The following is a 7,066-nucleotide window of genomic DNA, read 5'->3' as shown; positions in this document are numbered from 1 at the left end:
TATGAGCCACTGACACACCGCATTCGCGAGCAAGCCCGCTCCCACAGGGTTTTTGCGATCAGTTGAGGAGGGTGCTACGCAGGCTGTCGGACAAGCCTTTTGGTGCCAGCCAGATGCCGAGATAAGCCTTGGCCAGTTCGTCATTGCGACTGCTGAACACCACCGTGCCGTTGATTTCCAGGTTCAGGCCGCGCTGAGGCTGGAAGTCCAGCGCATAACGGTCGCCGCTGCGGATGTTGCGGAAGCTTTTGTGCAATTGATCCAGTTCAGGCTTCAGGCGGGCGAGGGTGGCGGGTGTTTGCTGACGTTCGAGGGTGGCAGTGGCGGCCTTGATCACATCGTTGCGGTCGATATCGCGAAAGTAATACAGCTCCAGGCGCAGGTCTTTTTGCTGATCCAGGGCTTGTTTGGCGCTCAGGTCAGCCGGGGCGAACAATGCCGCCGCATAGACGTCTGCCCACAGGTAGGTCAGGACGGCCTGGTTTTTCAGCACCAGTTGATGAGATTGCGCCGGAAAATCGGCTTGTTTGAGGCGATCAGCCTCATTCGCCAGAACCGGGACCGAAAACATCAGCAATAAACAAATGACGACATGCTTCATAATGGCCAGTCCTGAAAAGGTGCTTGCCTACAGGTTAATTCAATAACGAGCGCCGTGTAGTAAAGGCAAAACTGGCCTACGACGCGACCAAGGGTTAATGTGCGCGACGTTGAGCGTTCTATAGACTGTGCCCCGGCTCACACACTTGAGCCACATTGATCCTTCATGACCGCTGGCCGCGGCATGATTTAGCCAGGCGTCCAACCGTGCGCCCTGGCCTGTTCTGAGGAGTACGCATGGCTGTCTACAACTACGACGTGGTGGTACTGGGTTCCGGCCCAGCTGGAGAAGGTGCGGCGATGAACGCCGCCAAAGCAGGGCGCAAGGTGGCGATGGTCGATAGCCGTCGCCAGGTCGGCGGTAACTGCACCCACCTGGGTACCATCCCGTCCAAGGCCTTGCGTCACTCGGTGCGCCAGATCATGCAGTTCAACACCAACCCGATGTTCCGGGCCATTGGTGAGCCGCGCTGGTTCTCGTTCCCGGACGTGCTCAAGAGCGCTGAAAAAGTCATTTCCAAACAGGTTGCCTCGCGTACCGGCTTCTATGCCCGTAACCGCGTCGACCTGTTCTTCGGCACCGGCAGCTTCGCCGACGAGCAAACCGTCGAAGTGGTCTGCGCCAACGGCGTGGTCGAGAAGCTGGTAGCCAAGCACATCATCATCGCCACCGGCTCGCGTCCGTATCGCCCGGCGGATATCGATTTCCACCACCCGCGTATCTACGATAGCGACACCATCCTCAGCCTGGGCCACACCCCGCGCAAACTGATCATCTACGGCGCCGGCGTGATCGGCTGTGAATACGCCTCGATCTTCAGCGGCCTGGGTGTATTGGTCGAGCTGGTGGATAACCGCGACCAGTTGCTGAGCTTCCTCGACTCGGAAATTTCCCAGGCGTTGAGTTACCACTTCAGCAACAACAACATCACCGTGCGCCACAACGAAGAGTACGAGCGGGTCGAAGGCCTGGACAACGGTGTGATCCTGCACCTGAAATCCGGCAAGAAGATCAAGGCCGACGCCTTGCTGTGGTGCAACGGCCGTACCGGCAACACCGACAAGCTGGGCATGGAAAACATCGGGGTCAAGGTCAACAGCCGTGGCCAGATCGAAGTCGACGAGAACTACCGCACCTGCGTACCGAACATCTACGGTGCCGGTGACGTGATTGGCTGGCCGAGCCTGGCCAGTGCCGCCCATGACCAGGGCCGCTCGGCCGCTGGCAGCATTGTCGACAACGGCAGCTGGCGCTACGTCAACGACGTGCCGACCGGGATCTACACGATTCCCGAGATCAGCTCGATCGGCAAGAACGAGCACGAACTGACCAAGGCCAAGGTGCCTTATGAAGTCGGCAAGGCGTTCTTCAAGAGCATGGCGCGTGCGCAGATCGCCGGTGAGCCCCAGGGCATGCTGAAGATCCTGTTCCACCGCGAGACCCTGGAAGTGCTCGGCGTGCATTGCTTCGGCTATCAGGCGTCGGAGATCGTGCACATCGGCCAGGCGATCATGAACCAGCCGGGTGAGCTGAATACCCTCAAGTATTTCGTCAACACCACGTTCAACTACCCGACCATGGCTGAAGCCTATCGGGTAGCGGCCTACGACGGCCTCAACCGGCTTTTTTGAGCGGCTCCGGCCGGTGGCCTGAGCCGGCCGGGGAGACCGATTTCAGTAATTCCCGAGGGTGGCAGTGGCCAAACCGGGAAAGTCTGTAATCAGGCTATCTACGCCGAAGTCGGCGAGCCTGCGCATCAGCGCGGGTTCGTTGACGGTCCATACGGACACGTGCAAACCCTGGCGCTGGGCTTTTTCCAGACGCTCAGGGGTGCACAACGTCCAGTTCAACGCCAGAATCTCACAGCCATAGTTGGCCGCGACCTTCAACGGGTCGAGCCAGGCGTATTCGGCTACCAGCCCGCGGGACAGGTCCGGGGTGAGGTCCAGCGCCGCTTTCAACACTTCCCGCGAGCTTGAGGTCACGGTGACCTTGTCCATCAGCCCGAAACGCTGAGCCATTTCCCGGATCGCCAGCACGGTGGTTGCCGCGCGGGTGCGCGATGCGCTTTTGACTTCCAGTTGCCAGTGGTCGAAGTCGCACTGTTCGAACAGCTCTTCCAGGCGCGGGATCGGGCAAGGGTTGACCCAGCCCGGGCCGCCTTTGCGCGCGTCCATCTTGACCAGGTCGGCGGCTGAGTACTCGACGACCTTGCCGCGCCGGTCGGTGGTGCGCTTGAGCGTCGGGTCGTGGATGACCATCAGCTCGCCGTCCATGGACAGGTGCAAATCCAGTTCGCAGCGGCGCACGCCGTGCTTGAGGCATTCCTGGAAGCTGGTCAGGGTGTTTTCCGGTGCTTCGCCTTTGGCACCGCGGTGGCCATAAATCAGGGTCACAGTTGCTCCTTTACGCCAGGGTTCCTGGCTGGATGGATGACGCGACGCGCCATTCAATGATCGTATTCAGGTGTCGGATTCGTCGCTTTTTTCCCGCGCCAGGCGCCGTTCCTGGGCCTGTTTCTGCAGGATGTAGCGCGCCAGCAGCTGGCGTTGGGCATCGGTCATGGCTTCGAATTCCGTGCCGATTTCAAAGCCACCGGTCTTGGCATCGCAATGGGTAACCTTGGCTCGCAGCAACAGCCCGAGGGCTTGCGGCATCAGCACCAGCTTGACCGCCAGGTGGCTGTCGGGCTGGATCGCGGTGGGGTTCAGAAATTCGATGCCGCCTTCGGAAATGACCACGGGCTGCGGCGTACCGATTTCGCCCAGCAGGCTTTGCGCCATGATCTGGCTGAGCAAATCCATGCGTTTGTTCTGCACTTTGAGGAAGGCGGCCAGGGTGCGGTCCCGCTCGCCGATCTGGCGCAGCAAGTGCTGGGATTCAAATTCACTCAGGTGCAACTCGCTGAGCAGATTGAACAGCGGCGAATCATCCAGCAACACTTCCTTGCTCAGCGCTTCCGGGCCCGACAGTGGGGTAATTTCCAGTGCGATCATGTCCTCGATACGGTAGTATTCGCGGCGATCTTCTTCATCTAATGTCGACATGGCGAACCCAAGGCAGCGGTGATGGTCTGAGTGTAAAGCTGCTTACCTGACCCCGCCACAAGGACGTCTTCTTTTCCTCCGAACAAGCCCCGACATGTTCAGACCTCTCTTCGTATTTATTGGCACGCGTTATACCCGTGCAAAACGTCGCAATCATTTTGTGTCGTTCATTTCCCTGACCTCGATGATCGGGCTCGCCCTTGGCGTTGTCGTGATGATTGTGGTGCTGTCGGTGATGAACGGCTTCGATCATGAGATGCGCACCCGCGTGCTGGGCATGGTGCCCCACGCGACCATCGAGTCGGGTGAGCCCATCAGCGACTGGCAAAGCCTGGCCGCGAAGGTCAAGCAGAACCCCAAAGTGCTGGCGGTTGCGCCCTTCACCCAGATGCAGGGCCTGTTGACCAACGACGGCAAGGTGCAGAAAGTCCTGCTCAATGCCATCGACCCGGCGCAGGAACGCAATGTCTCGATCATCGATAACTTCATGCAGCAGGGCAAACTGGACGACTTGTCGCCCGGCAGCTTTGGCATCGCTATCGGTGACAAGGCGGCGGCCAAGCTCGGCGTGGGCATCGGCGACAAGCTGACCTTCGTCGCGCCGGAAGTCACCGTGACTCCGGCGGGCATGTTCCCGCGCATGAAGCGCTTTACCGTGGTCGGCATCTTCCATGTCGGCGCCGGTGAGATCGACGGCTACCTGGGCCTGACCAACCTGACCGACCTGGCCCGCCTGCATCGCTGGAAGCCGGACCAGGTCCAGGGCTTGCGCCTGAAATTCAACGACCTGTTCGACGCGCCGCGTACCTCGTGGGAAATCGCCCAGCACCTGGGTGAAAACCAGTACTACGCCCGCGACTGGACCCGCACCCACGGCAACCTGTACCAGGCCATCCGCATGGAAAAAGCCATGATCGGCCTGCTGTTGCTGCTGATCGTCGCCGTCGCCGCCTTCAACATCATCTCCACGCTGGTGATGGTGGTGAACGACAAGAAGGGCGACATCGCGATCCTGCGCACCCTTGGCGCCACGCCGGGGCAGATCATGGCGATCTTCATGGTCCAGGGCACGGTGATCGGCGTCGTCGGCACCTTGATCGGCACCGTGGTGGGGATTCTCGCCGCGCTGAACGTCAGCGCGGCTATCGCCGGGCTGGAAGTGTTGATCGGCCACAAATTCTTGAACTCCGACGTCTACTTCATCGACTACTTGCCGTCCCAGGTGCAGAGCCAGGACGTATTGATGGTCGGCGGCGCCGCGTTGGTCCTGAGTTTCCTTGCCACCCTGTATCCAGCCTGGCGCGCGGCACGTACCCAGCCGGCGCAGGCTTTACGTTATGAGTGAATCGGGCATGAGTGAAAAAGCAATCCTGAGCTGCCGCAACCTGGGCAAATCCTACGAGGAAGGCCCGGAGTCCGTGGTGGTGCTGTCCAACCTGCAGCTGGAACTGCACCCGGGCGAACGCGTGGCGATCGTCGGCAGTTCCGGTTCCGGTAAAAGTACCTTGCTCAACCTGTTGGGCGGCCTTGATACGCCGTCCCAGGGCAGCGTCTGGCTGGCCGGCGAAGAGTTGTCGGCCCTGGGCGAGAAGGCCCGTGGCCAGTTGCGCAACCGTTCGCTGGGTTTTGTGTACCAGTTCCACCACTTGCTGCCCGAGTTCACCGCCCTGGAAAACGTCTGCATGCCGCTGTTGATCGGCAAGACCGCGATCCCGGAAGCACGCCAGCGTGCCCAGGCGTTGTTGGAGCGCGTCGGCCTGGGCCATCGCCTGGAGCACAAGCCGGCTGAGTTGTCCGGCGGCGAGCGCCAGCGTGTGGCGATTGCCCGTGCCCTGGTCAACAACCCGGGGCTGGTGATGCTCGACGAGCCGACCGGCAACCTCGACTCCCACACCGCCCAGGGCATCAAGGACTTGATGCTGGAGTTGAGCACCCAGATGCGCACCGCGTTCCTGGTGGTGACCCATGACATGAGCATGGCCCGCCAGATGGACCGTGTGTTGCACCTGCAGGAAGGTCATCTGGTCGCCATCTGACCTGTTTCAAGCCCGGCGCCCGGCGCCGGGTTTTCTATTTTTTCAACGGTGCCCGCGAATGTTCAGACCGTTATCGATTTTCATCGGCACGCGCTATACCCGCGCCAAGCGCCGCAACCGTTTTGTTTCGTTTATCTCGATGACCTCGATGATCGGCCTCGCCCTCGGCGTGCTGGCGATGATCGTGGTGTTGTCGGTAATGAACGGTTTCCAGCGGGAAATGAGCTCACGCATCCTCGGCATGGTGCCCCACGCGACCATCGTTGGCGTGAAGCCCATCAGCGACTGGCAGCCGGTGGCAGATGCCGCGATGAAGAATCCGGAAGTCACTGCTGCTGTACCGTTCACACAGATGGACGGCATGCTCTCCTACAAGGGCGCGATGCAGCCGATCGAGATCAGCGGCGTTGATCCGGCCCAGGAAGGCAAGGTGTCGATTGTGGCCCAGCATATCGTCCAGGGTCATCTTGAAGACCTTAAACCGGGCGAGTTCGGTGTGGTGATCGGCGAAATCACCGCCCGGCGTTTTCGCCTGAATGTCGGTGACAAGCTGACCCTGATCGTACCGGAAATCAGCAGTGCGCCCGGTGGCATCACCCCGCGTATGCAGCGTTTGAACGTGGTGGGTGTGTTCAAGGTGGGCGCGGAGCTGGATGGCTCCATGGCCCTGATCCACATGGCCGACGCCGCCGAGATACAGCATTGGGAGCCGAACCAGGTGCAAAGCGTGCGCCTGGCAGTGAAAGACTTGTATGCCGCGCCCAAGGTCTCGGCGGATATCGCCGCCAGCCTCGGCGCCGACTACAAGGCCGACGACTGGACCCACACCCAGGGCAGCCTGTTCAGTGCGATGAAGATGGAAAAAACCATGATCGGCCTGCTGTTGCTGATGATCGTCGCGGTGGCGGCGTTCAACATCATCGCGACCTTGATCATGGTGGTGAACGACAAGGGCGCCGACATTGCGATACTGCGCACCATCGGCGCCACGCCGCGGCAGATCATGGCGATCTTCATGGTGCAGGGGACGGTGATCGGGATCGTCGGTACCTTGATCGGTGGAATCCTCGGCGTGATTGCGGCGCTGAACGTCAGTGAACTGGTTGGGTGGCTGGAACGGGTGACCGGGCAGCATATCTTCAGTTCGGACGTGTATTTCGTCAGCAACCTGCCTTCGCAGTTGCAGGGTGGGGATGTGTTGCTGATTTGCTCGGCGGGGTTTGTGTTGAGCTTTTTGGCGACCATCTATCCGGCGTATCGGGCGGCGAAGATTGAGCCGGCGCATGCCCTCAGGTATTCGTAATTCTTAAGACCGCCTTCGCGAGCAAGCCCGCTCCCACATTTTGACCGCGTTCTTCCTGAATGCACTCGGTCAAAATGTG

7 protein-coding genes are annotated in these 7,066 nt (G+C 60.4%); 4 read left to right on the top strand and 3 right to left on the bottom strand.

The genetic code is table 11. The features are described 5' to 3' along the window. Nucleotides 1–58: 58 nt before the first annotated feature. Complete coding sequence (locus ACW9I6_RS29240; protein ID WP_177022895.1) at nt 59–601, bottom strand: chalcone isomerase family protein; 543 nt, start codon at nt 599–601, stop codon at nt 59–61. 236 nt (nt 602–837) lie between these two features. On the opposite strand from ACW9I6_RS29240, the gene sthA reads away from it, so the two are divergent. Then, complete coding sequence (sthA, locus tag ACW9I6_RS29235) at nt 838–2,232, top strand: Si-specific NAD(P)(+) transhydrogenase (RefSeq protein WP_003218947.1); 1,395 nt, start codon at nt 838–840, stop codon at nt 2,230–2,232. 42 nt (nt 2,233–2,274) lie between these two features. On the opposite strand, the gene ACW9I6_RS29230 is transcribed toward sthA, so the two are convergent. Together ACW9I6_RS29230 and ACW9I6_RS29225 are read right to left on the bottom strand one after the other, a co-directional pair. Continuing rightward, on the bottom strand, nt 2,275–2,997 hold the full coding sequence (locus tag ACW9I6_RS29230; protein ID WP_003218946.1) for a glycerophosphodiester phosphodiesterase: 723 nt from the start codon (nt 2,995–2,997) through the stop codon (nt 2,275–2,277). A gap of 66 nt (nt 2,998–3,063) precedes the next feature. Next, nucleotides 3,064–3,648 carry a PilZ domain-containing protein gene (locus ACW9I6_RS29225; protein ID WP_003218944.1) on the bottom strand — a complete coding sequence of 195 codons (585 nt, stop codon included), beginning with the start codon at nt 3,646–3,648 and terminating at the stop codon, nt 3,064–3,066. 94 nt (nt 3,649–3,742) lie between these two features. Between ACW9I6_RS29225 and ACW9I6_RS29220 the strand changes: the two genes are divergently transcribed. Genes ACW9I6_RS29220 through ACW9I6_RS29210 form a run of 3 tightly spaced genes read left to right on the top strand, consistent with a single transcriptional unit; the run spans nt 3,743 to nt 6,987 of the window. Next, nucleotides 3,743–4,993, top strand: coding sequence for a lipoprotein-releasing ABC transporter permease subunit (locus tag ACW9I6_RS29220; protein WP_003218943.1), 1,251 nt, complete (start codon nt 3,743–3,745; stop codon nt 4,991–4,993). Nucleotides 4,994–5,000: 7 nt separating this feature from the next. After that, on the top strand, nt 5,001–5,684 hold the full coding sequence (lolD, locus tag ACW9I6_RS29215) for a lipoprotein-releasing ABC transporter ATP-binding protein LolD (RefSeq protein ID WP_003218941.1): 684 nt from the start codon (nt 5,001–5,003) through the stop codon (nt 5,682–5,684). Between the two features lie 58 nt (nt 5,685–5,742). Next, a complete protein-coding gene (locus ACW9I6_RS29210; RefSeq protein WP_003218940.1) occupies nt 5,743–6,987 on the top strand; it encodes a lipoprotein-releasing ABC transporter permease subunit in 1,245 nt (414 codons plus the stop codon). Nucleotides 6,988–7,066: the final 79 nt, after the last annotated feature.

The organism is Pseudomonas sp. SDO5522_S412, from assembly GCF_054071215.1.
The sequence above is the reverse complement of the archived record's forward strand: the minus strand, read 5'-3'. Positions and strand labels throughout refer to the sequence as shown.

Excerpts from the sequence above, each read along its gene's own strand:
- lolD (WP_003218941.1), top strand. The coding sequence starts at position 5,001 with ATGAGTGAAAAAGCAATCCTGAGCTGCCGCAACCTGGGCAAATCCTAC.
- ACW9I6_RS29220 (WP_003218943.1), top strand. The coding sequence starts at position 3,743 with ATGTTCAGACCTCTCTTCGTATTTATTGGCACGCGTTATACCCGTGCA.
- ACW9I6_RS29240 (WP_177022895.1), bottom strand. The coding sequence starts at position 601 with ATGAAGCATGTCGTCATTTGTTTATTGCTGATGTTTTCGGTCCCGGTT.
- ACW9I6_RS29210 (WP_003218940.1), top strand. The coding sequence starts at position 5,743 with ATGTTCAGACCGTTATCGATTTTCATCGGCACGCGCTATACCCGCGCC.
- sthA (WP_003218947.1), top strand. The coding sequence starts at position 838 with ATGGCTGTCTACAACTACGACGTGGTGGTACTGGGTTCCGGCCCAGCT.
- ACW9I6_RS29225 (WP_003218944.1), bottom strand. The coding sequence starts at position 3,648 with ATGTCGACATTAGATGAAGAAGATCGCCGCGAATACTACCGTATCGAG.